The organism is Rhizobium sp. CF122 (genome assembly GCF_000282035.1).
In the GTDB taxonomy this organism is placed as follows: Bacteria; Pseudomonadota; Alphaproteobacteria; order Rhizobiales; family Rhizobiaceae; genus Rhizobium.
Window position 1 is genome coordinate 31,953 of the sequence record NZ_AKKA01000089.1, and the last position, 22,533, is coordinate 54,485.

General features: G+C 59.4%; 21 protein-coding genes and 2 pseudogenes. 14 read left to right on the forward strand and 9 right to left on the reverse strand.

Annotation, left to right across the window (positions count from 1 at the left end; genetic code table 11):
• Positions 1–45: 45 nt before the first annotated feature.
• Complete coding sequence (locus PMI09_RS23525) at positions 46–1,002, forward strand: formylglycine-generating enzyme family protein (protein ID WP_007800319.1); 957 nt, start codon at positions 46–48, stop codon at positions 1,000–1,002.
• A gap of 92 nt (positions 1,003–1,094) precedes the next feature.
• On the opposite strand, the gene PMI09_RS30640 is transcribed toward PMI09_RS23525, so the two are convergent.
• The gene (locus PMI09_RS30640) at positions 1,095–1,508 is read right to left on the reverse strand and encodes a HupE/UreJ family protein (RefSeq protein WP_244423814.1); all 414 of its coding nucleotides are present in this window, start codon (positions 1,506–1,508) and stop codon (positions 1,095–1,097) included.
• Between PMI09_RS30640 and PMI09_RS32870 the strand changes: the two genes are divergently transcribed.
• Together PMI09_RS32870 and PMI09_RS23530 are read left to right on the forward strand one after the other, a co-directional pair.
• Positions 1,479–1,637, forward strand: coding sequence for a hypothetical protein (locus tag PMI09_RS32870; protein WP_244423815.1), 159 nt, complete (start codon positions 1,479–1,481; stop codon positions 1,635–1,637). The two genes, PMI09_RS30640 and PMI09_RS32870, sit on opposite strands and share 30 nt — an antisense overlap.
• Entirely contained in the window at positions 1,634–1,846 is a 213-nt protein-coding gene (locus PMI09_RS23530; protein ID WP_007800321.1) for a hypothetical protein, read from the forward strand. The genes PMI09_RS32870 and PMI09_RS23530 overlap by 4 nt, the downstream gene beginning before the upstream one ends.
• Positions 1,847–2,118: 272 nt before the next feature.
• On the opposite strand, the gene PMI09_RS23540 is transcribed toward PMI09_RS23530, so the two are convergent.
• Positions 2,119–3,441 carry a TadE/TadG family type IV pilus assembly protein gene (locus PMI09_RS23540; RefSeq protein WP_007800325.1) on the reverse strand — a complete coding sequence of 441 codons (1,323 nt, stop codon included), beginning with the start codon at positions 3,439–3,441 and terminating at the stop codon, positions 2,119–2,121.
• A 288-nt stretch (positions 3,442–3,729) separates the two neighbouring features.
• On the opposite strand from PMI09_RS23540, the pseudogene PMI09_RS23545 reads away from it, so the two are divergent.
• Both PMI09_RS23545 and PMI09_RS23550 read left to right on the forward strand, forming a co-directional pair.
• Positions 3,730–3,981, forward strand: a pseudogene (locus PMI09_RS23545) (M20 peptidase family dipeptidase); the annotation flags it as partial.
• A 165-nt stretch (positions 3,982–4,146) separates the two neighbouring features.
• Positions 4,147–5,076, forward strand: coding sequence for a LysR substrate-binding domain-containing protein (locus PMI09_RS23550; RefSeq protein WP_007800331.1), 930 nt, complete (start codon positions 4,147–4,149; stop codon positions 5,074–5,076).
• On the opposite strand, the gene PMI09_RS23555 is transcribed toward PMI09_RS23550, so the two are convergent.
• On the reverse strand, positions 5,065–6,015 hold the full coding sequence (locus PMI09_RS23555) for an alpha/beta fold hydrolase (RefSeq protein ID WP_007800334.1): 951 nt from the start codon (positions 6,013–6,015) through the stop codon (positions 5,065–5,067). The two genes, PMI09_RS23550 and PMI09_RS23555, sit on opposite strands and share 12 nt — an antisense overlap.
• A 410-nt stretch (positions 6,016–6,425) precedes the next feature.
• Here PMI09_RS23555 and PMI09_RS23560 point away from each other — a divergent pair, with 410 nt between their 5' ends.
• The 3 genes from PMI09_RS23560 to PMI09_RS23570 all read left to right on the forward strand — a co-directional run bounded on the left by PMI09_RS23560 (position 6,426) and on the right by PMI09_RS23570 (position 8,694).
• Positions 6,426–6,869 (forward strand): VOC family protein, encoded by a 444-nt coding sequence (locus PMI09_RS23560; RefSeq protein ID WP_007800336.1) that lies wholly within the window; start codon positions 6,426–6,428, stop codon positions 6,867–6,869.
• Positions 6,870–6,944: 75 nt separating this feature from the next.
• Positions 6,945–7,340: a cupin domain-containing protein gene (locus tag PMI09_RS23565; protein ID WP_007800340.1), complete on the forward strand. Its 396-nt coding sequence runs from the start codon at positions 6,945–6,947 to the stop codon at positions 7,338–7,340.
• Positions 7,341–7,374: 34 nt separating this feature from the next.
• Positions 7,375–8,694 carry an epoxide hydrolase family protein gene (locus PMI09_RS23570; RefSeq protein WP_007800342.1) on the forward strand — a complete coding sequence of 440 codons (1,320 nt, stop codon included), beginning with the start codon at positions 7,375–7,377 and terminating at the stop codon, positions 8,692–8,694.
• 80 nt (positions 8,695–8,774) lie between these two features.
• Here PMI09_RS23570 and PMI09_RS23575 read toward each other — a convergent pair whose 3' ends face one another.
• Complete coding sequence (locus tag PMI09_RS23575) at positions 8,775–9,815, reverse strand: AraC family transcriptional regulator (protein ID WP_007800344.1); 1,041 nt, start codon at positions 9,813–9,815, stop codon at positions 8,775–8,777.
• Between the two features lie 69 nt (positions 9,816–9,884).
• Here PMI09_RS23575 and PMI09_RS23580 point away from each other — a divergent pair, with 69 nt between their 5' ends.
• Both PMI09_RS23580 and PMI09_RS23585 read left to right on the forward strand, forming a co-directional pair.
• Positions 9,885–10,253 carry a DsrE family protein gene (locus PMI09_RS23580; RefSeq protein ID WP_007800346.1) on the forward strand — a complete coding sequence of 123 codons (369 nt, stop codon included), beginning with the start codon at positions 9,885–9,887 and terminating at the stop codon, positions 10,251–10,253.
• 226 nt (positions 10,254–10,479) lie between these two features.
• Entirely contained in the window at positions 10,480–10,773 is a 294-nt protein-coding gene (locus PMI09_RS23585; protein ID WP_007800348.1) for a hypothetical protein, read from the forward strand.
• Positions 10,774–10,824: 51 nt separating this feature from the next.
• Here PMI09_RS23585 and PMI09_RS23590 read toward each other — a convergent pair whose 3' ends face one another.
• From PMI09_RS23590 to PMI09_RS23610, 5 genes are all read right to left on the reverse strand, one after another.
• Entirely contained in the window at positions 10,825–12,138 is a 1,314-nt protein-coding gene (locus PMI09_RS23590; protein ID WP_007800350.1) for a glucoamylase family protein, read from the reverse strand.
• Between the two features lie 162 nt (positions 12,139–12,300).
• Entirely contained in the window at positions 12,301–14,748 is a 2,448-nt protein-coding gene (locus PMI09_RS23595; protein WP_007800352.1) for a phosphoketolase family protein, read from the reverse strand.
• Between the two features lie 69 nt (positions 14,749–14,817).
• Complete coding sequence (locus PMI09_RS23600; protein ID WP_007800353.1) at positions 14,818–16,497, reverse strand: ABC transporter ATP-binding protein/permease; 1,680 nt, start codon at positions 16,495–16,497, stop codon at positions 14,818–14,820.
• Positions 16,498–16,645: 148 nt separating this feature from the next.
• Entirely contained in the window at positions 16,646–16,942 is a 297-nt protein-coding gene (locus tag PMI09_RS23605; protein ID WP_037083922.1) for a hypothetical protein, read from the reverse strand.
• A 354-nt stretch (positions 16,943–17,296) separates the two neighbouring features.
• Entirely contained in the window at positions 17,297–18,490 is a 1,194-nt protein-coding gene (locus PMI09_RS23610) for an MFS transporter (protein WP_007800357.1), read from the reverse strand.
• A 428-nt stretch (positions 18,491–18,918) separates the two neighbouring features.
• Between PMI09_RS23610 and PMI09_RS23615 the strand changes: the two genes are divergently transcribed.
• The 4 genes and pseudogenes from PMI09_RS23615 to PMI09_RS23625 all read left to right on the forward strand — a co-directional run bounded on the left by PMI09_RS23615 (position 18,919) and on the right by PMI09_RS23625 (position 22,174).
• Positions 18,919–20,058 carry an alpha/beta hydrolase gene (locus PMI09_RS23615; protein ID WP_037083924.1) on the forward strand — a complete coding sequence of 380 codons (1,140 nt, stop codon included), beginning with the start codon at positions 18,919–18,921 and terminating at the stop codon, positions 20,056–20,058.
• A gap of 187 nt (positions 20,059–20,245) precedes the next feature.
• Positions 20,246–20,396 (forward strand): annotated as a pseudogene (locus tag PMI09_RS32340) (haloacid dehalogenase-like hydrolase); the annotation flags it as partial.
• A gap of 73 nt (positions 20,397–20,469) precedes the next feature.
• Positions 20,470–21,000: a DUF1269 domain-containing protein gene (locus PMI09_RS23620; RefSeq protein ID WP_007800363.1), complete on the forward strand. Its 531-nt coding sequence runs from the start codon at positions 20,470–20,472 to the stop codon at positions 20,998–21,000.
• A 151-nt stretch (positions 21,001–21,151) separates the two neighbouring features.
• Positions 21,152–22,174 (forward strand): Lnb N-terminal periplasmic domain-containing protein, encoded by a 1,023-nt coding sequence (locus PMI09_RS23625; RefSeq protein ID WP_007800365.1) that lies wholly within the window; start codon positions 21,152–21,154, stop codon positions 22,172–22,174.
• Positions 22,175–22,533: the final 359 nt, after the last annotated feature.

Here is a 22,533-nt window from a genome sequence, read left to right on the forward strand (position 1 = left end):
GCTTATCCTACTCCCGTCGTTGCAATTAACGGCAAGGACCTCAGGATGACATTGCTGACACGAGCGCATACCAATGATGCAGGACCGAATGGCCTTGTATGGGTGCCGGGCCGAACCTTCACAATGGGGTCAAACGAGCACTATCCGGAAGAGGCCCCCGCCCATCCTGTCACGGTCGACGGCTTCTGGATCGATGTGACACCCGTGACCAATCGACAGTTCGCCGCATTCGTCAAAGCAACCGGATATGTCACCGTTGCGGAAAGAACGCCGGATGCAGCCGACTATCCCGGAGCGCTTCCTAAGATGCTCAGGGCCGGATCGCTCGTATTCACCCAACCGAGGACCATCGTTGGACCGGACATAAGCCAGTGGTGGTCGTTCAAGTTTGGAGCCGACTGGCGACATCCTTACGGCGGCCGCAGCGACATCCGCGGCAAGCTCGACCACCCGGTCGTTCATGTCGCCTATGGCGACGCCCGCGCCTATGCGGACTGGGCGGGGAAGGCCTTGCCATCAGAGGCCGAATGGGAACTGGCCGCACGTGGCGGCCTGGACGAAGTCGAGTTTGCCTGGGGCGATGAGCTGGTTCCGGACGGAAAGCTCATGGCGAACACGTGGCAGGGTACGTTTCCTACGCAAAGCAGCAAATCGGCCGGAGCCGACAGGACGTCGCCCGTCGGCGCGTTCCCTGCGAACGGATATGGCATCCATGACATGATCGGCAACGTCTGGGAGTGGACGTCCGACTTCTGGTCGGCTCGCCATCCGGAGCCTGCCGCTAAATCGTGCTGCATTCCCCAGAACCCGCGCGGCGGCGACCGGGAAACCAGCTACGACCCCCGCCAGCCGGAAATCCGAATTCCGAGGCGCGTCCTGAAGGGTGGGTCGCATCTTTGTGCGCCGAACTACTGCCGCCGCTATCGTCCGGCGGCGAGGCATGCCGAGCCCGAGGACACGTCCACCAGTCATGTCGGCTTCAGGTGCGTCAAGCGTGCCTGAATTCGACGCCCCCGGACGCAGGCTGTTATGGCGAGGCGGTTTCTGGCTCTTAAGCGGCCATTCGTCCACAAGCAATTGCGGTGAACGGCGTCCTACGCGAGGCGACGAGAACGGCTCAAAGCTTCCCATGGACAAGTGGCTGACACGATGAGCTCTAACCGGAGGCTATGCGGTCGAACATCCACAACGACGCCGTAGCGCCGATTGTGTATGAGGCTGTGTGAGTAAGTCCAAGTCGGAACGTGACCCAAGCCGCGTCGCACACACCATCCCGCCGTAGGGACGATTGCGATAAAGCCGAGTTGACCGAGTTCGACGCCAATATTGAATGCGAACAGGGCCAGTGGGATGCCTCCTTGTGGTAGGCCGAGCTCTGCAAGCGCACCCGCAAAGCCGAGTCCATGTAACAGACCGAAACAGAAAGCAACCAGCCAAGGGCAGGAGCGCATAAAGCTGCTTCCGCCCTTTGCGAGCTCTTGCGCCAGAAAAACAATGCTCAGAGCGATTGTCGCCTCGACGGAGTGGCGGCAGACTACACGTTCAAAAACACCACGGGCGCCAAGAAGGTCGATCTGTCGAAGCTCAAGGACACCGACGAGCTTCCCGATCACCTCGCAAAAGGAGCGAAGCAATGACCCTGTTCAGACGCGTGAGAGTTCTCCTGATTGCCGCGGCCGTTGGAATTTCCGGGCTTGAGGTCGCCGAGAAATTTTCAATTCCTGTGCCAGACGGCATCGTAACCCCGGCCGAAGCCCGGATCGGCCGGCCGCTGACGCCGGTCAGCGTCGCCGGAGTGGCACGGCGCACGGTCCGGCGCTGCGCGGTCGGCGTCTACGACTGCTAGGACGAGGCGGTCGAGGGGCTGTCGGTCAGCATTCGAGAAGGGCATGAACATCGTTCTCGGCGAGAAGGACGATTCTAGCTCCAGGAACAACGGCGTCGGGAAGTCGCTGTGCATCGAATTCCTAAACTTCGCCCTTCTCAAGAAGAAGTCGGAGAGCCGGGTGGCAAGGATTCCCGCCGACGTGCTGGCGCGCACCACATTCATTTGTGCCGACTTCGAAAATCGGACAAGAAACGTACACGCTCACCCAGCAGTCCGCCGATTGTCTGCCCTCATTCGAGAAGTCGGGTGGCACCGGGATTGTTGATCTCGTTGTTCGCCAGTTCCGACTTGCAATCCAGCTTGAACGTGCTGTTTCCGATCATAGTGATCTCCTGGGCGATGATGCGGACGCATTCGCCACCCGTCCCGCCATTGCCGGCGTACTGGACTTCCTGGGCCGCCGGCATGTAGATGATGCCGTTGAGGTGCGAGTTGCTGTTCCCGTTGATGACCGCAGGAGCTGTGTTGCTCCGGTCGGCGACGATCGAGAACCCGGCCCATGCGCCCGATGTCGGCGCGGTGACGTTGAAGGTCGAGCCGCCATGGATGTCGATTGCAGCACCGTTCAGCAGGAAGAAGGTGACCTGATCGCCGGTGATGACCGACTGGCTGGCGAACTTCAAAGCGCCGCCGTTGATGATGTAATTGCCGGGCTGCAGCTTCACATTGCCCTTGATTTCGAGACCGCCGTACGTCCCCGGCTTCAGCGTCACGGCATATCCTTCGGGAAGTTTATTTGGTGTCTTGCCCGTACCATTGCAGGTGCCGCCACCACCGCCGCCGCCGACAAAGTTCTGTCCGCATCCGGACAGATCCACCGCTTGTCCGGCTGTCGGCATTGTTTTGCGCTTGAACGGGTCGATGGCCACAGCGCTTCCTTCGCGCGGTTGGCCGCACGCAAGAGTAGTGCTGCTTGGCGACGCCGAGACCTTGCCCGGCGTATAAAGACATTCCGTCTTCAGGGTTCCGGACCCGCCAACATAGATGGCTTGGTCGCTAATTGAGTTTGCGGTGATCGTGCAGCCCGACGTATCGACCCTGGAACTACCGCTCACCTCGAACGCGCGGTCGGCTGTCCGATTGAGCGCCAGGATGCAGGCTTCGCCGCCCGTCTGGTAAGAGGCGCTACTGTGGCGCGAGATAGGGAACGATAAGCGAGTGAGAAACACCGGCTGGTAGTCAAAAGAATAGTCGGTCGCCGCCGTTATCTGCTGTCCGACCTCCGAATAGAGGATATTCAGAGACGGGGGAAGCACCACCGCGAGGGGGGCCCCGTTGCCTTGAGAGCGGTCCCAATTTCCGAAGAACGTCTCGTTCGCCATCTGAGTGGCTTCCGCCTCGGTTTGGCCCTCGCCGTAAAGCCGGACCGCGCTGAGCGCGGCGCTATCCAATGCCTCCTGCAGCTTGTCAGCCTCGAAACCGGCATTGGCGTAGTCAACTGCGACGGAAGCCGCGGCGAGTAACGGCACCATTGCCAGCGCAGTTAGAACTGCGAAGTTGCCGTCATTGTCGCGAACAAATCGATGAGCATGCCGACTGAAAAATTCAAGCATCTTTGCGCCCCGGATCCAATACAGCCACGAGGCATATTAATATATATCGATATAAAGATTGATTGCTTCAACTATTCGAATTCTACGTATCCTAGAGATATACTCCGCCCCTCATGCGGAGGCGATGCATATGCCGGAGGTTGCAACTATCATGCGCTGGTCGCCGGGCGGGACGTCGCAGCCGAAGCGGCATTATTTGCAAGTGCCACGAGGGACCGCTCGCCGCCTGAGGCGATCAGTTGTGCGTGCTTTCTGGCTGTGCCGGTTGGTTCCTGCTAGGTTGCAGCCATGACACGAGATGCCGCTATTGCCAGAGCAGAGTCCTACTTCACTTCCGGCGATTTGCGGGAGGATCTGGCGCGACGGGTCGCGATGCCGACGGAGAGTCAGAACCCTGATCGCGCGCCGATGCTCGACCAGTATATTGAGACTGAGATGAAGCCGGCCTTCGAAGCCCTCGGCTTTGACTGTCGCAAGCTTTCCCAAGATGGCTGGCCTTTTCTTTACGTCGAGCGCCACGAGGACGCCCTTCGACCGACGGCGGACTGTGACGCCATAAACGCGGATTGGGGAACTCCCTGGCTCTCTCAGGCTGGCTAAAGGCAATCGTATCGCTCTCTCGCAGGTGACAGGGAGCCGTCAAACGTGTTCAATCCTCCGAGCCGATTTGGCTTCGACAAAGACAAACGCTAGCCGCGGTGTCCGATGGACAGATTTGATGCCATGCGTGTGTTGCTTGCGGTGGTCGACGCCGGCAGTTTGTCGGCCGGCAGTCGGGTGCTGAACGCGCCGTTGCCCAGCGTCAGCCGCAAAGTCGCCGATCTGGAACGGCAGCTCGGCGCAAATCTCATCATCCGCACAAGTCGGAACCTGCAGCTGACGGATGCCGGGCGCGACTATGTCGAAGCCGCGCGGAAAATCATGGCAGATCTTGAGGAGGCCGAGCGCCGTGCCTCCGGGGAATATCACACCCCTCGCGGGACCCTGACAATTACGATGCCCGTGGAGTTCGGGCGCCGCTACGTGTTGCCGATCGCGCTGGAATTCATACAGCAACACCCAGAGGTCTCGTTGAACCTGCTGTCGCTCGACCGCACGGTTCACTTGGTCGGTGAGCAAGTGGATATCGCCATCAGGCTCGGCAAACTTGCGGACAGTTCCCTCTATGCGGTGAAGGCTGGCGAATTCCGGCTGCTCACCTGCGCCAGCCCGACTTATCTGAAGCGGAGTGGACGTCCCGAGCATCCCGGCGACCTGGCAAACCACGACGGCATCATTTTCAACAAGCGGACATTCTTCTGGACATTCGACGTCGATGGCGCATCGATTGAATCCGTCCCCCGCCATCGGGTGGAGGTCAACACTGCGGCGAACTGTGTCGCCGCCGCGCTCAGCGGAGCGGGTATTGCACGGCTTTTCGACTACCAGGTTGCCGACGAGTTGGCGTCGGGCGCGCTTGTGCCGATCCTGGATGAATACGCCGGCCCACCAGGGCCAATCCACATCGTCTATTCGCGCCAAGGTCTACTCGCCTTGAAGGTGCGTTCATTCATCGACTGGACCCTGCCTCGGCTTCGGGCGGCCTGCAGAAGTTATGGTGCCGACCCCGCGAGTGCTACCGTCTCACCGGAATGAGGCGCGCACTTCCTCAACGGTCTGCTCTGGCTTCTGCAAATGCGGGTAATGCCCGAGGCCACCCAATATATCGAGTTTCGCATCGATCCGCTTGGCCAACTCGGCGCCCATTTCCTTTCTGATGTAGAGGTCCTTCTCGCCCCAGACTAGCTTGATTGGGGTCTTGAGCTTGTCCAGATTTGCCTCGAGGAAATCCTCATCCCGCGTGAACTTGGCATAATAGTAATAGAAGGCATCAGCCGAGGTCAAAGCCCCGTGGCTCCAGCCACGGACCATGTCTTTCTGGACGTCTTCGGGCAGGTCGAACTGCTCTTCCTTTGAAAGACCTCGCCTGTAGGCATTCGCCAGAATCTCGGCGCTGGTCTCGTTCATGTGCGCGCGCACCTGTGAGGCCGAAGGCTCGGCCTTCAGGCTCTGCAGACTGTCGAACATGTATTCGGGCCGGTTGAACGGCGCAAAGTCGCCGACGATGATGCACCTGGCAATATCCGGTTCGTCGACTGCCAAAAGCAGCGCAGGAAGGGCACCGATGTCCGTGGCGTAGATCGTCAGATTCGATCGATCGATGCCGGCTTTCTCGATATAAGCGTTCAGCACCTCCGCGTAGGCTGTGGGTGAGTAGGAGAATTTCTCGACAGCGGGTCGCGTCGATTGTCCAAACCCTGGCCAGTCGAAGGCATGCACTTCGAAATCGTCGCTGAGTGCAGCCGAGATCTCCTTCCAGACAAATAGGGTTTCGGGAAACCCGTGCAGGAAGAGGACCGTCCCCTTCGGGTCCGGTGCCCGCACCACCATTCTCCTCAGCGTGATGCCCTTGCCAACGTCGAGGAAGCTGATGCTGGCCTGGCTTTTTCGCTCGGCGGCTGCAGCATGCCCCAGCGACATAGGTGTAAAAGCCGCTGCGGCCGCAAGCAGGGTGCCGATTGACAACTTCAGCATGTGAGTGCCCTTTCGTTCGAAATTCCACGATCGGTTTGTCGATTGCCGCAAAATCGAACATCGCCACCGCATCGGGTAGAGCAAGAATGCGAGAGGCAGCCTCTTGAATTCGGCAAGTCCCGAACCCGGCGTGAACCGCTGCGTCGATCGCACCGCAGCCGATCTGGCGGATGCTCGCCGCAGACGAAATTCAAACGTGCACGGTGTCGTCGACGATCTTTGTGGATAGCGAGCTGGCGCTCAGCGCCCTGCATCGAAGCCGATTCAGGGCATCGAAACGAGAGGCTGGCTCTCAGTTTCCCTGAGTACCGAGGCAAGCTTGCCCCGCTTAGATTCTTCCCACTCGCTGGCCGAAGAGCTCGCATCCGAGATGGCCGCGATTGAACCCCTGAGCCAAGAGGAAGACGGACATGAACGACATGACAGCCAATAAACAACATGCCGCCCGGCCCGAGACGGTGCGTGGCCTGCCGGGCCATTCGACCGTCGGGACCAACGACCTGGATGCCGCCTCGGCATTCTACGACAAACTGCTTGGCGTATTCGGGATCGGCCGCGTTCTCGTCCAGCCCGGTCGCGCTGTCTACTATGGCTACCAGACGCTGGAATTCGGCGTCATCAAACCGTTTGACAGCAAGCCGGCCACCGTCGGCAATGGTGGAATGGTTGCTTTCGAAGCTCGCTCCCGTGCCAAGGTCGACGAAGCGCATGCGACCGCTCTGGCGCTGGGCGGCTCCGACGAAGGAGCGCCGGGCCCGAGAGGCGAAAACGGCGAAGGCCCCTATTGTGCATATTTCCGCGATCCTGAAGGCAACAAGTTCCTGATCTACCGTGCAGGTCCGGATCAGGTCTGATCGCGACCACCAACCTTTCTCGGGAGCGTGGCGTACCTTGCCCACGCCTCCCACCATCTTCGAAGGGGGAAACATATGAAAACGCGTATGACGATCATCTCAGCCCAGGCACTTGGCGTCCTGTCGCTTCAGACAGCTCAGGCACAGCAGCTTCATATACAGCGCATCGATCTCGCCAAAAGCAATATCAGCGTTCCGGGAAAGGAAGCCATCCAGACGAGAGTCGATCTCAATCCCGGCGCTCTGGCAACCAATCACAAGCACCCCGACGAAGAAATAGCGGTCGTCCTCCAGGGCACGCTGGAATACCGGATCGAGGGCCGCAAGCCCGTTACGCTGAAGGCCGACCAATCGCTGTTCATTCCCTCGGGAGTGCCGCACACCGCCAAGAACGTCGGTGACGGCAAGGCTTCCGAATTGGCGACCTATGTCGTCAGCAAGGGCGTCGCACTCGTCGAGCCGGTCAAATGAGCCCTGGAGGCTTCCCGCGCAAAGGATGCATGTCATGACGATCCAGCAATCAATCGAAAGAATCCATATGTCACGGCGCTCACTGCTGTTTGGCGGTGCGGCAATCGGACTTGCGACGACGATCCTCCCCTTGGCGGCAACCGCAGCGAACGCCGTTGACGTGACGAAGGCTGGCGGCGGGGATATCCGTCCGTTCAGAGCCGAAGTTCCCGAGGCCGCGCTAACGGACCTCAGGCGACGCCTTGCCGCGACGCGGTGGCCGGACGGCGAAACGGTGACCGACCGCTCTCAGGGTGTCCAGCCCAATAGACTGAGAGATTTGGTAGACTACTGGCAGTCGTCCTATGACTGGCGAAAGGCCGAAGAGAAGCTGAACGCGCTGCCCCAGTTTCTGACGAACATCGATGGCCTGGACATTCATTTCATCCACATTCGTTCGAAGCATGAGGGCGCACTGCCACTGATCATGACGCATGGATGGCCGGGGTCGGTGTTCGAACTTTTGAATGTCGTAGGCCCGCTAACAGATCCCACTATTTACGGCGGCAGCGCTGAAGACGCCTTCCACCTAGTGCTCCCCTCGATCCCCGGTTTCGGCTTCTCGCAGAAGCCGACTGCGACGGGCTGGAACCCGCAGCGGATCGCAGCAGCATGGGACGCGTTGATGAAACGTCTCGGCTATAACAGTTACGTCTCGCAAGGCGGCGACTGGGGCGCGATCATCAGCGACGCCCTGGGTCGTCAGGCACCTGAAGGACTGCTGGGTATCCATGTCAACAGGGTCGAACGCGCGACGACTTTCCCACCGGAAGCTGCGCAGGCTCTCAAGAGCGGTGGACCCGCGCCGGATAGCCTGTCTCTAGATGAGAAGGCCGTCTTCGAAGAAACCCGCGACTTCCTGAACAACGGCTTCGGTTACGCGGCCATCATGGGTACCCGTCCGGAGACGGTCGGATATGGCCTCGCGGATTCGCCGGTCGGCTTGGCCGCTTGGCTCTACGATAAGATGGCCGATTGGGTCTTCACGCGTGGAGATCCGGAGAAGGCCCTGAACAAGGAGGCTATCCTCCACAATATCACGCTCTACTGGCTGACGAACACCGGCCCTTCCAGCGGGCGAATTTATTGGGAAAACACTGCTTCGGGAGTGAAATTGACCCCGGTGAAAGTTCCGGTTGCCGTCACGGTATTCCCCGGAGAAGTTTACAAGCCGCCGAAGAGCTGGCTATCCAGGGCATATCCAAAGCTCATCTACTACAATCGCGCCGCAAAAGGCGGGCACTTCGCGGCGTGGGAAGAACCTGAACTGTTCAGCGACGAGGTCAGAGCCGCATTTAGAACGTTGCGATCTTGAAAGGCCGTCGGGTTGAGACCCGACGGGCCCACTTTAGACCGCCAAACAGCCCGCTCGCTGTGCAGCGCACCGCAAGGCTTTCACGGTGTGCTGCAAGGTGGCCTTTGGCCCAAGGCCGCGTGAGAATTCTGCGCCTCTGTGCGCCACGTCGCCGGTGGTGTGCCGAAGGCGCGGGAGAAGGCTCGACTGAAAGCCGCCTCCGTCGCATATCCGGCTTCATAAGCAATGGCGGCGATCGGCGCTCCGGTCGTCGCCAGCGACACGCTGGCAAGATAGAGCCTCCAATCCCGCATGTACCTGATGGGGGATGTACCAAGGATTGTCTTAAACCGCTCCGCCAGCACACTTCGCGACATCCCGCAGGTGATCGACAATTCCTTTAAAGACCAGTCGTGCGTCGGGTCGTCGTGAATGATGGAAAGGCACCGCGACAACGCCTCATCCGCCAGCGCCGCCAGCCAACCGACACTACGCGGCTCGGCCATCATGATCTGGTGGCGGAGAATTTCGATGAAGATCATTTCGGTCAGCCGCGGCAGCATGGAAATTCCACCCGCACGTGGCCTATCGACCTCGTCAACCATCTGCCGGATGGTGGCACGGAGCCAGTCTCCACCATTCGCGCCGAGCGTTTTCACATGAATGAGCTTGGGCAACGCCTTCCTCAGTGGCTCAAAGCTCAGCGCATCGCATTGCAGGTAGCCGCAGAGCAGCCTCACGCCGTCCGCTTCGTCTCCATGCCGGAGAACGGGGATCTGCCGCCACGGCTTCGGCGGCAATTCGCGCATGGGTTCGACCAATACGCCGCCGGCCCCTGCCCCTAATTGATGTCCGGTACCGAAGGGGAATATCAGCACATCACCTGCATTCAAGGTTGCCTCGTCGCCTTCAATCTTCAGCCAGCATTGGCCCGCGACGACGATGTGGAACGGCACCGTACCGCTTGCTTTTCCCGAGAGAGCGGCCAGGGAAGGTTTGTCATCCGTCTGCCAGGCACCAGACGGCATAAAGCAGAACTGCAGCGATCCCGAAAGGCGCATCGCTGACAGAAGCGTCGACAGAACGTCATCCCGCGCCACGCCGCGCGTCGGTTGAGGACTTTTGGATAAGTCTTCACGCATCTCGGCCAAATACAGGTGCTTCCCGCCTCCCTAGAGTGAACAGGTACAACTCAACTGGAGGAGAATACTATGCAAACCTCGACTGAAAAACTGGTCGTGCTCCTGACGAAGGGAATTGATTCCGAGCTTTCGTCCGTTGCCTTCACGATCGCCAACGGCGGCATCACCGCCGGGCTCAAAGTCTCGATGTTCCTCACCAGCGCCGCGATCGATTTGGTGCGAAAAGGCGGCCAGCGCATGACGCATGTCCCTCCTCTCGACCCCCTCACGAATTTGATCGAGGACTTTCAGAATCGTGGCGGCACGATCTGGGCTTGCCCACCGTGCGTGAAGTCGCGCGGCTACGATCAGGAAGACCTCCTCGATGGTGTCGTGATCGTCGGCGCAAGCGCGATGCATGCCGAGATCAAGGAAGGGGCCGCAACGCTCTCGTTTTGACTGAAATCCGCGTGGTGCAGCCTCGAGCCAACACGGGTACTGCCGCAGCGATAGCGCTTGTGCCGGTCGCCGCCGCAGACGGTCAAAGTAAAGGTACAGAAATCCAGCGCGGGGTGCTTCCTATCCCCGCGGCATCTCATTGGACGAAGCACACAAAATACAGGCTCGACTACAGGTTTGACTTGCGACATTGTAGTATTGCTGCAGTTCCAGCGGGGTGCATGTTATGTCGTACTCGCAAACGCTACCAGTCTACGCGTCCGTCCTCATGACGGGCATCGTCGCGCCGCTTTTTGCTCTGTCGGCTGCCGAAACGGCGGCAGGGAAGTCTGCGCGGAACCCATCGATATCAATCCTGGTCACGGCAAACCTTGAACAAGGAAAACTCTCGCCGCCCGGCACCTCGATCGACTGGTGGTTGCGGGAGGATATCGTGCAGGCCTCCCAGGCAACCGATGGAGCGAAGCGTGTTTTCAACCGGAATTGGCTCGTGGACAATCAGCTTCGCGGTTCCCATTGATCGAACTCGGCGTGCGCGACCATCGTACAAGTCCGCATGCACAAACGCTGGCTAAAGCCAGCCGCCGGTAAAGCCGGCGCGGCGCAGTCCCCTGACAATAGGTTCGCAATTGCGCATCAGATTCCATAGGAAGCCGGTCCGGTAATTCTCAATCATCAGCGCCACCGGGCCCTGATCGATGCCGAAGTGGCAGGGGCTGATCCACCACCCTGTAGGACTGTCTGCAACCTTGAAAGTCTGATTGAACGATGGCTTGAACCCGTAGAGCCGCGTCATTCCCAGATTCATGCGCCCGCAGTTGAGGACGGTTGGAATGACGATCTCGGGTGCGAAAGGCAGAGACGCCACGACGACCCACGGCGAGACCGTCCCGTCGTCCGGCCCGAACGGTGCCCCGCGGGCGATATAGTCGAAGAACTCCCTGCGCACCCCATCAACTTCCGCCGTCAGCCAGCCGGGTCCATCGCTTGCGGTAAATCCCCAGCAGTGCTCGCCATAGCCTTCGAACTCCATCGGATTTCGGATCGCATATTCCTGGTGGACGAAGGTCGCCTGCCTGCTGTTCTGAAAATAGTCGCTGTCATGCTCGTGCATAAATTCGTCGCGGAGGCCGCGGAAATCGATCCACATATGCGAAAGCTGGTGCGTGAAGAGCGGACCGGAGTAGAGCAGTTCGCGTCCGAAGATGTTGCGCCAGTCATAGCTTGCCGTGTAGGCCGCGTAACTTTCCTGCGGCAAGGGATGCGACGGCGAACCGAGCCCCAGTATGTAGAGAAGCAAGCCTTCGTCGTAGCCGCGCCAGCGGTAGGGAATGAAGCCGTTCTCGGGGCGCCAGCCGTGCGTCAGGGTCGCGCCGTGGTCACATGCCCAGTTCCAGTCTGCCCGCTCGTAGAGCGATGCAGCAAGTTGCCTGATCCTTGCTTCGTCAGCCGTATCCTCATCAAAGTAAGTGGCGACCGTCAGGGCGCCGGCAAACAGGAAGGCGGAGTCGATGGTCGACAGTTCGCACTGCCATACCCGACGTCCTGTTTCGATATCGAGGAAGTGGTAGAAGAAGCCCTTATAGCCCGAGGCGTCGGGCTCGGGACCCTGCTGGCAATGCAGGAGAAAATCAAGCCGCCGTCGGGCGATCTTGGCAGCAAACTCACGAATGATGATACCGCGCTCCACAAGGACAGGGATAGTTGCAAGTGCCATGCCGATGGCGGCGATACTCGCCGGCGCGCCCGCTTGAGTCTTGTCGCGGACGAGCCCGTTGTCCGGGTTTGTGCAATGCAGGTAATAGAGTAGGGTCGTGAACTGTAGTCGCGCGAAATCCTCGTCGCTCGGCGCGGACTCGATGTTTGGGGTGGGTACCTCGACCATGACTTCCCCCTTTCCACACGGGCTTCGCGCCTGACGGCGCTCCTCAACTCGCCAATATGCAAATCGCCGCCCGAGCGTCGTCACAGCAGTGACTTGTATACTGCACCGACGTCATCGGCGCCCAGGAAATGCAGCCCGGCCGCACGTTGCGGGCCGAACGCCTTAGGTATTGTCGCCTTCCGTCGACGTCCTTTGCGTCTTTGCTGGCCGCCCCTGGACGCCCCATTTCCAACCGGTGATTTCAGGCATGTCATCGCCATGGTCTTCAATGTATTGCCGGTGCTCGATCAGCTTCTCGCGGATCGCTTGCTTGAAGTAGGCGGCGCGGGAACCGAGTTGCGGCAACCGATCGATGACGTCTTCGACAAGATGGAAGCGGTCTAGCTGGTTCAGAACGACCATGTCGAATGGCGTCGTCGTCGTCCCCTCCTCCTTGTATCCGCGCACATGCAGATTGCCGTGGTTGGTGCGCCGGTAGGTCAGCCGGTGGATCAGCCAGGGATATCCATGGAACGCGAAGATGATCGGCTTGTCCTTGGTGAAGAGCGCATCGAAATCGCGGTCTGAAAGACCGTGGGGATGCTCGCTTGATGGCTGCAACTTCATGAGGTTGACGACGTTGATGACGCGCACCTTCAGTTCGGGCAGATGCTCGCGGATCAATTGCACCGCCGCCAGCGTCTCGAGCGTCGGAACGTCGCCGCAGCACGCCATCACGACGTCAGGCTCACTGCCCTTATCATTGCTGGCCCATTCCCAAATGCCGAGGCCCTCGGCGCAATGCTTGATCGCCTCATCCATGGTCAGCCATTGCGGCGCCGGTTGCTTGCCGGCCACGACGACGTTCACGTAGTTGCGGCTACGCAAGCAATGATCGGTAACGGAAAGCAGCGTGTTTGCGTCCGCGGGGAGATAGACGCGGATCACCTCGGCCTTCTTGTTGACGACGTGGTCGATAAACCCCGGATCCTGATGGCTGAAGCCGTTATGATCCTGGCGCCAGACATGCGAGCTCAGGAAGTAGTTGAGCGATCCAATCGGCCGCCTCCAAGGTATGTGATTACACACCTTCAACCATTTGGCGTGCTGGTTGAACATCGAGTCGATGATGTGAATGAAGGCCTCATAGCACGAGAAGAAGCCGTGGCGTCCTGTCAGAAGGTAGCCTTCAAGCCAGCCTTGGCACTGATGCTCACTCAACACCTCCATCACCCTGCCATCGGGCGACAGGTGATCGTCCTCGGGATAGATCTCCGCCATGTAGCAGCGGTTGGTGACCTCGAGCACATCCTGCCAGCGGTTCGAGTTGTTCTCGTCGGGGCTGAACAGCCGGAAGTTCTTTGTGTTCAGGTTCATCTTCATGACATCGCGAAGAAACTTGCCCATCACCCGGGCGGATTCGGTCGTTGTCGCCCCCGGGCTCGGCACGGGAACGGCGTAGTCGCGGAAATCTGGCATCTTCAGGTCACGCAGCAGCAGACCACCGTTCGCGTGCGGATTATCGCTCATCCGGCGATTGCCAGCCGGGGCGAGCGCCGCGAATTCGGCGCGCAGCTTACCGTCGTCGTCGAAGAGCTCTCCAGGTTTGTACGTCTGCATCCAGTGCCGAAGGATCTCGATGTGTTCCCGCTTATCCATGTCGCCCATCGGAACCTGGTGCGACCGCCAGTAGTCCTCGCATTTCTTGCCGTCGATTTCGCTTGGGCAGGTCCAGCCCTTTGGCGTGCGGAAAACGATCATCGGCCACGCCGGGCGTTTCAGATTACCCTTCTCACGCGCCTCCGCCCAGATCCGGTTGATCTCGGCAACGGCTGTATCCATCGCTGCGGCCAGCTGCTGCTGCACCTTGTCAGGATCATGACCTTCCACGAAAAGCGGAGCATAGCCCATCCCCTCGAAGAACTTCCGCAATTCGTCCTTGGGGATGCGGGCTAGGAAGCAGGGATTGGCGATCTTGTAGCCGTTGAGATGCAGGATCGGCAGCACGCATCCGTCACGGGCAGGATTGAGAAACTTATTGCCATGCCATCCCGTCGCAAGCGGACCGGTTTCCGCCTCGCCGTCGCCAACAACGCAGGCGACGATCAGATCCGGATTGTCGAAGGCCGCGCCGTAGGCATGGCTCAACGCATAGCCGAGTTCGCCACCCTCATGAATACTTCCTGGCGTTTCGGGAGCGACATGGCTCGGAATGCCGCCGGGAAAGCTGAACTGCTTGAACAAAGCCTTCATCCCTTCGGTGTCCTGACCGATATTCGGGTAGACTTCGCTGTAGGTCCCCTCCAGATAAGCATGCGCGACCAGTGATGGCCCACCATGGCCAGGCCCGATCACATAAATCATGTTGAGATCGTCGCGCTTGATCACTCGGTTTAAATGCACATAGAGCATGTTCAAGCCAGGCGACGTTCCCCAGTGGCCAAGCAGCCTCGGCTTGATGTGCTCCCGCTTGAGGGGTTGCTTCAGGAGCGGATTGTCGAGCAGATATATCTGCCCGACCGAAAGATAGTTCGATGCGCGCCAGTAGGCGTCCATCAAGCGGAGTTCGTCTGCTCCAAGCGGAGTGCTCGTTTTCAGATAATCGTCGGTTGCAAGAGCGGCATTCGTCATCGTCAGCCTCCTATCGACTTTCTTGTCGTCGCAATCTCCGTGCTGCACGCCGCGGAAGCGTCTGCGCGGTTATGTGGGTTTCCTCCATTGCCATCCGCCACTATCGCCAAGGTCCAGGATGGCGTCATAGGATGATATGTTGGCGGCGCTCCCGATATGAACGCAGGCGATGCCGTCATTTGCAAAGCGCGTCATGATCCGGAAAAGTGTATCCCAGCCAACCATAACCTCGGCCCTCTCAAGCAAGATGACATCCGGCTTCGCAACGCACACGCTCGCCAGCATCAGCAAGCACTGCTCTCTTTGCGTCAGAGACGTATGCCATTCCACTTCTTGTTGAAATCCCTCTGCCTTAGAAATGCGCTCGAGTCCGAATTCGGCAAGTAGCAGCGAAGTTTGTTCGTCCGGAATTTCTGTGCTCGCGTCCGACGGAACGATGAGTTGTCGAAGCGTACCCGTCGGAAAATAGGAGTGCTGCGGCAGGAAGCGTATCCGTTCGGCGGCGGGGCGAAAAATTCGGCCAGAACCGGGACAAGCAACACCGGCGGTGGCCCTGAAAAGCGCGCTCCCTTGGTCCTCTCGGGCGCATGTCACAAGGACGCGAGCACGAGGCGGAATGGCTACGGTCAACTCCTGCAACAACGGCAAGCCGTCCCACTCTGACAGTATCGTGAGCCTCTCGTACGACAGGCCCTCGCTGGTGTCGTCGATCTGAATGTCGGATCCGACGCGCTGCTGCGAGTTCTCTATCGCTTCCAAAAGCATGCTTAGTCGCGCCACGACGGCGGCGAAATTGGAGATCGAGTTGAACTGGTTGATTATCAGCGAAAAGGCGCCCACCAGCATTGCGAATGCTGCCGCGGATTGGGTGATCACCCCGAATTCGATATCACCGCGGAAGAAGGCCGGTGCGACAATCAAAGCGGGGATGATCTGGATCAGCCAGTTGTAGCCCGTCGTGAAGAAGCCGACATTGCGGTTCACGGATGTTATGCTGCGAAAGTTGGTCACCAAATCATCAATTCGGCTTGCAAGAAAGGACTTCATGCGCGGCTCACTGCCGGTGAGTATGATTCGCTCGGCGTTCTCCCTCGCTTGAATGAGGCCCGTACGGAAACTTGCCTCTTTATCGAGCTGGTCGTAGTTCAGCTTGATGAGCGGGCGCCCCAGCCAGATCGTCAGAAGCGAGCCGCAAGCCGCATAAATGAAGGCCACGGCGAACAAGACGGGGTTGATGGATAAAAGTACGCCTGAGAATGAAAGGATCGTTAGCCCGCTGCTGAAGATCATCAGCAAGAAAGACAGTGTCGTCACGGTAAATGCCCGGATATCTTCCGAAATGCGCTGATCCGGATACGAGAGTGCGCCCGAAACACCGAGGCGGTAAAAGGCTCCGTCAGTAAGATAGAGATTGACGGCGCGACGCGTCAGAAAGTCTCTCCAGGTGAGTGCTAGCCGCTCCTCGGTAAAGCGCGCATAAACCGATGCGATCGCGGAGCCAGCAAACACGAGAAGATAGAATACGGCTTGCCGGGCGAATTCCGCGATCTGCCTGTCGGCGATCGCCGTCATGAAGTTCCGGCCCACGAAGCTGTTCAGCACATTGAGCCCGTTGATCGCGAGGAAGAGCGCGACAAGGCTTGCCGTCAGAAGCTTGGCTGCGCCGCCGACTTCCGAGGACATGAAAATCCTCACCGAGCGCAGAAAGCGACCCGCTGTTACCTTGAAAGGAGTTCGCAGCTCTTCCATGCCTCTTCCCCCTCGCGTCGCGCCAATAGCTGAGCTTCACGCTACAGATCAAGCCAGCTCGTGCGACGTAGGTTGGGAGCCTCTCCATCGCCCGCGCGAAAGCTGGCCCTGGTCGAAGCCAATAGCCCAGAATCGCGGCGTTGCAGGGCTAAGATTTGAGGTCGTGCGCCTGCCCTGACGCGCGCAGTTCCTTGAGGGTTTTGCCCACGCAACTTCCCCCATCGGATCCGCCGACGGCCTTTGCTTTACCGTCCAGCGTAATCGTGCCCGCAATCCGGTCGGAGGCTGAAAAAGTGGCGGTGCCGTCTTTCGTCACCCTCGACAAATAGAATGCGTGGTAGGTGCCCTTGTATTCACAACTGATAACCAGCGGAAAATCGTCAAGGGGATCTTGTGCGTATGCGGATGTACTGGACAGAAGCGACGCCCCGCAAGTGGCGAGCATTGCAACCGATATCTTGAGAAAAGGCGACAGATATACCATTGATCGAACCCCAACTGCGTGAAAAACGCAAATGCGCAAGGTGTTTCGAGGCATGCATACAAGTGGCTATCAGCTGCGCTGAGTATGTCGCAGCATGCCGCTATTAGGCAAGAAAATTGTGGTCGACGACGACACAATTTTACCGGGAAAAGAAACATCTGAAACGACTGGCAAAGAATGCTTCCCGCGGAGCGCCAGCCTCCTTCGCCGGGTTAAGGCACAGGTACTCCGCCGTCCAAAAAGTAACAGTGGCCAACGCAATTGGGCTCGCGTCGACCACCGATCTCGGGATGTTGGGGATTCCCGTCGCCGTGGTTAGGCAGGCTGGCTCGCAGTGTCGGCATCGGATGCCGAGCGGCCATCCAGAGCACCACTCCAGAGTGTCAGAACCAGCGCTGCCACGACGAGGATTGCACCAACCCATGGCGTTGCACCCAGCCCCAGCGAGGACTCGACCACCAGACCGCCGATCCATGCACCCGCCGCGATGCCGAGGTTGAAGGCTGCGATATTCAGGGCCGATGCCACATCGACGGCGGCGGGGCGAACCTGCTTTGCCAACTGCACCACGTAGATCTGCAGGCCTGGCACGTTGGCGAAGGAGAGGAAGCCAAGTGCTGCCAGCGTCGGAACGACCAGCCAGGGCGATGCTGCCGTGAAACTGAAGAGCACCAGCACGATTGCCTGGGCGATGAAGAGTCCGGTCAAGGCACGTACCGGGCTGCGGTTGGCGAGCCTGCCGCCGGCGACATTGCCGACGGCGATGGCGATGCCGTAGACCACGAGAATGAGGCCGACGGTGCCGGCGGAAAACCCGGTGATTTCCTGCAGGATCGACGCGAGGAAAGTAAAGGCGACGAAGGTACCGCCATATCCGAGCGCTGTCATGGCGAAGACGATAAGCAGGCGACCGCTGCCGAGCACGCGGATCTGGTCACCGATGCCGGCGGCTGGTGCCTTCTTCAGGTTCGACGGCAGCAACACGGCAATCGCAAGAAAGGCGATTGCGCCAAGGCCGGCAACAGCGGCGAAGGTTGCGCGCCAGCCGAAGACCTGGCCGATCAGCGTGCCAAGCGGAACGCCGGTGACGATGGCGACCGTCAAGCCCATGAACATCATAGCGATCGCCGAAGCACGACGGTTTTCGGGAACGAGGTCGGCCGCAATGGTCGAACCGACAGAGAAGAAGACGCCATGCGCAAAGGCCGAAAGCACGCGCGCGACCAGCAACGGCGCGTAGCTCGGGCTGATTGCCGCCATGCCGTTGCCGATGACGAAGAGTGCCATCAGGCCGAGAAGCAGTGGCTTCCTTTCGATACGTCCGGTCAGCGCCGTCAGCACGGGTGCGCCGAAAGTGACACCCAAGGCATAAACGCTGACGATCAATCCGGCCAGCGGCAGACTGATATGAAGATCTGAAGCGACAGTCGGCAACAGTCCGACGATGACGAATTCTGTGGTTCCGATCGCATAGGCCGCGATCGTCAAAGCAAAAAGAGCAATTGGCATAATGTGCCTCAAATGACTGCCGGCCTGCCGGCGTGATTGACTGGCGGACATATGGAGGCATTGGATTTCGATGATAAGCGGTCACTTGGTCCAAGGATCTGTGAACCGAATTCACAAAAGGACAAATGAGGACGAAAGGAGCGTCGCGAGAATCGGACTGGAGCCGCCCAGAGGACAAGCGGCGTGCACTCGTTGCGGTTCGGTAACACTTACCCAAAACTCGTCGCGGCACGTAGGCGTCTTGCGCGAATTGCACGTAACATCTGCGTGGTTACTGTAAGGTACTTTCACTTTGGCCCGGCCACCGTAAGGTGCTTGCGTTTTCAAATGAGGGGACCGGAAACGTGATCGCTGCCCGCGCTGTTCGGACAATTGCACCGCTGCTCGTCGCCGCACTTCTTGCCGGTTGTGGTCATCCAAGCGGGGTCATGGCACCCATTGCGCTGACGGCGGCCACGCCGAAGACCTCGCAAGTCAGCATGCTGGTCGCCACCACCCGCGAACCGTCCGGCGACCCTGCAACGCTGTTTACCGGCGAACGCAGCCCGAAACCTTACTTGACGGCGGTCGACGTCTCGATACCGCCAAAACGGGAGCCCGGCACCGTCCAATGGCCGAGGCGACTGCCGCCCAACCCCGCGACCGACTTTGCGGTGACCAGCGTCAGAGAGATCGAGACGCAAGCGCAGGGCCGTGCCTGGTTTCGCCAGCATATTCAAGGCGGTCACGCGCTGGTTTTCGTGCATGGCTTCAATAACAAATACGAAGACTCGGTTTTCCGCCTCGCCCAGATCGTCCACGATTCCGGCATGGAGGCGACGCCGTTTCTCTTCACTTGGCCCTCACGCGCGCAACTCACGGCTTACGAATACGACAAGGAGAGCACCAACTACTCGCGCACAGCACTCGAGCAGGGGCTGCGAACGCTCGCCGCGGACCCGGATGTCAAGGACATCACCATCCTTGCTCACTCCATGGGCACCTGGCTCACCATGGAGTCGCTGCGACAGATGGGCATCCGCGACGGCCATGTGAACAGCAAGATTCACAACGTCATCCTCGCTTCCCCTGATATCGACATTCAGGTCTTCGCAAAACAGTTCGCCGAGATGGGCACGCCGACGCCGAAGTTCACGATCTTCGTGTCGCAGGATGACAAGGCGCTTGCAGTGTCAAGCTTCATCACCGGCAAGGTCTCGCGTTTGGGCTCGATTGACCCGACCGTGGAGCCCTATCGCTCGAAACTCGAAGCTGCCGGCATTACGGCGATCGATCTTACCAAGGTGAAGGGGGAAGGTCTGAACCATGGCAAGTTCGCCGAAAGTCCTGAAATCGTTCAACTGATTGGCCAACGCATCATCACCGGGCAGACGCTGACGGACTCGAATGTCTCGCTCGGCCAAGGGCTGACCGCTGTGGTCGGCGGCACGGTGACAACCATCGGCAACGTTGCCGCCACGGCTGTCGCCGCACCAGTGACAGTGCTTGAGCAGCCGATGCAGGCCAAGAGACGCCCTGCCGATGAAACTCTTCAGGGAGACTTTAAGCCACAGCCGCTTACCCAGTAGGCCAAGGCACTTCTGCTCGCTGTTACGTTTGACGCTCGTTTATTACCGTAACGTACTTACCGAGTGACCCTCTTCAGTGGGAACGCAAGCTCGTCGAGAAATGCGACGAGCATTGTGCAGCGCCGGGGCTCCAGCCTGTCCCAACCAGTGGTCATGGCTGGATGCGGCCTTTCTTCGCAATGACACCGTTCAGCATACCGATGCAGATCGGGAATACGCATATGATGCGCAAATCTGACTTCGGAATGCTCGATAAGGCGCTTGATGAGGCTGCGGCGCGCAATTGGTTGCTCGTTGACATGAAAGCAGACTGGAGGAAGATCTACGCGTTCGATCAATGGGCCCCCGGCTGGCGCACGTCTGCCAGCCGTCATGCTCCATATCCTCGCCATCAAACGAAAGGAACGGACAATGTCGGAACTCGTTGTCATCGGCTTCGATGCCATGGACGAAGCAGACAAGGTGCTGCTGAAATTGAACAGCCTGAAGAAGGAATACCTCGTCGATCTCGAAGATGCAGTCGTGGTGGTTCGAGACGAGGCCGGCAAGGTCCATCTCAAGCAGAGCCTCAACCTGACGGCGATCGGCGCCACATCAGGCTTGTTGTCCGGCTCCCTCTGGGGCGGTCTTGTCGGCTTGCTGTTCCTCAATCCGCTCGCGGGCTTTGCAATCGGCGGCCTCGTCGGTGCAGGCACCGGCGCGATCTCCGGCTCGCTCACTGACTATGGTATCGACGACGAGTTCATCAGGTCTCTTGGCGGGACCATACCGAATTCCTCCTCCGCTCTCTTCATCCTCGTGCGCAAGGCGCAACCGGAGAAGGTTCTCGCCGAGCTCCAGGGGCTGCGTGGCCGCGTCCTGAAAACTTCGCTGGCGCCGGATCAGGAGGAGCGGCTGCGCAAGGCGCTCTCAGGCAGTTCGAGCGAAGCCGCATCCGCATAATTCAACGAGGCGGCCCCGCTCGCACCGCCGGTGGGATCTGGGGCCGCCATTGAAGCGGACGCTGGTCGTTCCGGTGGTTTGCGCTTCCTGGAAGGCCGCGCGATATTGCGCCTTCCGATTGGCAGGCAGGCGCGTTCGCGGGGGCGAAACAATGGCAATTATCTCCACTGCGGCAAAGCCTCGGAAGTGGCGAATTCTGGTACTTATCGCTCGCTTCGTCTTCCGGCTGGCAGCCATTGCCTTCGCCGGATGGTTTGCCCTTGCCGCCTTCTATCAGGCGCCTTCTACATGGAAATGGCCAATCATCGCCGCTGGCTTTCTCGTCGGACTGATCGCCATTCTGACTGTCAGGCGGCGCCTGCTTTTCGCCGGTGTGCTTCTACTGGCGGCGATGCTCGCGGTTTCCTACTGGTGGACCGGCATCAAGCCGAGCAACAACCGGGAGTGGGCGGCCGACGTTGCCCACGGTGTCACCGCAACGATAACAGGCGACCAGATCATCCTGCACAACGTCCGGAACTTTCAATGGCGGACGACTGAAGACTTCGATCCGTTTTGGCAAACCGAGCAATATGACCTCGCCACGCTCCGGTCGGTCGATTTGCTGAACTCCGTCTGGAGCAACCCCGCGATTGCCCATACCCTTGTCAGCTTCGGTTTTGCGGATGGTCGCCATGTCGTATTCTCGGCCGAGATCCGAAAGGAACGAGGCGAGGCATTCTCGGAGATCGGCGGCTTCTTCAAAGAGTTCGAACTGGTGCTGATAGCTGCGGAAGAGAGCGACATCGTCCGCCTGCGCACCAACATCCGCCGGGAGACCGTGTCGCTTTATCCGCTCCGTGTCTCCCCGCAGATAGCGCGCGCCCTCTTCCTGTCCTACCTTGAAAAGGCCAACGCGCTGGCGGCACAGCCCGAATTCTACCAGACGATCACGGCAAACTGCACGACGATCGTCTTCAAGCTCGCCCGACTGATCGATCCCGGCATCCCGCTCGACTGGCGCATCATCGCATCTGGTTACCTGCCGGACTACCTCTACGACCGCGGCCTGATCCGTACCGACCTGCCTCTCGACCAGGTAAGGAAACAGGCCGCGATCAGCAGCCGGGCACTCGCCGCCCCGGCGGGGAGCGACTACTCGAGGGCCATACGCTCCACATTAGACGGCGGTTGACAGCGTAAGCTGCGTCAAGTCCCATGAGTTGAGTTTGCGCGAAGATCCTCATCCACTGCGTGCTGCGCGCCGCTGTTACATCGGTATTTGCGATTGTGCACTCGGATCGCGGCATAGTCATATTCATGCAATTGGCGTGCGGGGCGCGCGCTCAAATGGCCGGCATCAACGCCTCCGTTTCGTCATCACGCATGCTTCCTTTTGGACTGTGGTTAAGGCGTATTGAGAAGTGAAAAATTAACCATAGGCGGTAATAATTTCTTAGAGAATCGCCGAGCATCCCGTTGGAGACCCTATGCACCGATATGCAATCCTTGCCGCACTGTCTGTTCTGTCAGGCTGTGTGAGTGGCCCGGACC

Coding starts and splice junctions, on each gene's coding strand:
- PMI09_RS23550 (WP_007800331.1), top strand. CDS start 4,147: ATGGACAGATTTGATGCCATGCGTGTGTTGCTTGCGGTGGTCGACGCC.
- PMI09_RS23530 (WP_007800321.1), top strand. CDS start 1,634: ATGACCCTGTTCAGACGCGTGAGAGTTCTCCTGATTGCCGCGGCCGTT.
- PMI09_RS23570 (WP_007800342.1), top strand. CDS start 7,375: ATGACGATCCAGCAATCAATCGAAAGAATCCATATGTCACGGCGCTCA.
- PMI09_RS23590 (WP_007800350.1), bottom strand. CDS start 12,138: ATGGTCGAGGTACCCACCCCAAACATCGAGTCCGCGCCGAGCGACGAG.
- PMI09_RS23560 (WP_007800336.1), top strand. CDS start 6,426: ATGAACGACATGACAGCCAATAAACAACATGCCGCCCGGCCCGAGACG.
- PMI09_RS23555 (WP_007800334.1), bottom strand. CDS start 6,015: ATGCTGAAGTTGTCAATCGGCACCCTGCTTGCGGCCGCAGCGGCTTTT.
- PMI09_RS23540 (WP_007800325.1), bottom strand. CDS start 3,441: ATGCTTGAATTTTTCAGTCGGCATGCTCATCGATTTGTTCGCGACAAT.
- PMI09_RS23595 (WP_007800352.1), bottom strand. CDS start 14,748: ATGACGAATGCCGCTCTTGCAACCGACGATTATCTGAAAACGAGCACT.
- PMI09_RS23525 (WP_007800319.1), top strand. CDS start 46: ATGACATTGCTGACACGAGCGCATACCAATGATGCAGGACCGAATGGC.
- PMI09_RS23565 (WP_007800340.1), top strand. CDS start 6,945: ATGAAAACGCGTATGACGATCATCTCAGCCCAGGCACTTGGCGTCCTG.
- PMI09_RS23605 (WP_037083922.1), bottom strand. CDS start 16,942: ATGCTCGCCACTTGCGGGGCGTCGCTTCTGTCCAGTACATCCGCATAC.
- PMI09_RS23615 (WP_037083924.1), top strand. CDS start 18,919: ATGGCACCCATTGCGCTGACGGCGGCCACGCCGAAGACCTCGCAAGTC.
- PMI09_RS23625 (WP_007800365.1), top strand. CDS start 21,152: ATGGCAATTATCTCCACTGCGGCAAAGCCTCGGAAGTGGCGAATTCTG.
- PMI09_RS23575 (WP_007800344.1), bottom strand. CDS start 9,815: ATGCGTGAAGACTTATCCAAAAGTCCTCAACCGACGCGCGGCGTGGCG.
- PMI09_RS23610 (WP_007800357.1), bottom strand. CDS start 18,490: ATGCCAATTGCTCTTTTTGCTTTGACGATCGCGGCCTATGCGATCGGA.
- PMI09_RS23580 (WP_007800346.1), top strand. CDS start 9,885: ATGCAAACCTCGACTGAAAAACTGGTCGTGCTCCTGACGAAGGGAATT.
- PMI09_RS23620 (WP_007800363.1), top strand. CDS start 20,470: ATGTCGGAACTCGTTGTCATCGGCTTCGATGCCATGGACGAAGCAGAC.
- PMI09_RS23600 (WP_007800353.1), bottom strand. CDS start 16,497: ATGGAAGAGCTGCGAACTCCTTTCAAGGTAACAGCGGGTCGCTTTCTG.
- PMI09_RS23585 (WP_007800348.1), top strand. CDS start 10,480: ATGTCGTACTCGCAAACGCTACCAGTCTACGCGTCCGTCCTCATGACG.